This is a genomic window from Pseudomonas sp. SDO52101_S400 (genome assembly GCF_054071635.1).
This window is the reverse complement of sequence record NZ_JBSVWF010000147.1, coordinates 1-589: the sequence shown is the minus strand read 5'-3', so window position 1 is coordinate 589 and position 589 is coordinate 1. Positions and strand designations below refer to the sequence as shown.

The window sequence follows — 589 nt, the reverse complement described above, 5'->3', positions numbered from 1 at the left end:
TCACTGCGCAGCGCGATGCTGATTTCGCTGGTGGTGTCGTCGATGCGCAGTTCGTTGGCGCGGCTGCCCTTGTATTCCTTGCTCTTGACCGTGGCCAGGGTCTTGAAGTCCGGCAGTTTGTACGGCGGCAGGTTGGCACCGTGGTACAGGCAACCGGTGATCAGCGGCTGGTCGGGGTCGCCTTCAAGGAAGGTGATCAGCACTTCCATGCCGACCCGCGGAATGTTGATCGAGCCAAAGGTTTCAGCCGCCCAACTGGAGGCCACGCGCATCCAGCAGGTGGTCTTGTCATCGTGCTGGCCTTCGCGGTCCCAGAAGAACTGCACCTTCACCCGGCCGTACTGGTCGCAGAAGATTTCTTCGCCTTCCGGGCCGGTGACCACGGCGCTTTGCGAACCGAGAACCTTGGGTTTCGGGTGATCCAGCGGCGGACGGTACGGCACGTCCCACGGGATCGCGCTGAAACGGTTGCGATAGCCCTGGTGGAAATCGTCTTTGTTGTCGGTGGTGTCGCTGGTCACCGACTCTTCCAGCACTTGCGGCTGTTTGCCTTCGTGGAAGATTTCGGTGAGCAGCCACAGGTCGTTCC

The 589-nt window shown here is 61.1% G+C and carries 1 protein-coding gene; it reads right to left on the bottom strand.

Annotation, left to right across the window (positions count from 1 at the left end; all coding sequences use genetic code 11):
* The coding region (gene tssI / locus ACW9HX_RS29100) for a type VI secretion system tip protein TssI/VgrG (RefSeq protein WP_457383217.1) at positions 1 to 589 on the bottom strand (589 nt) is incomplete at both ends.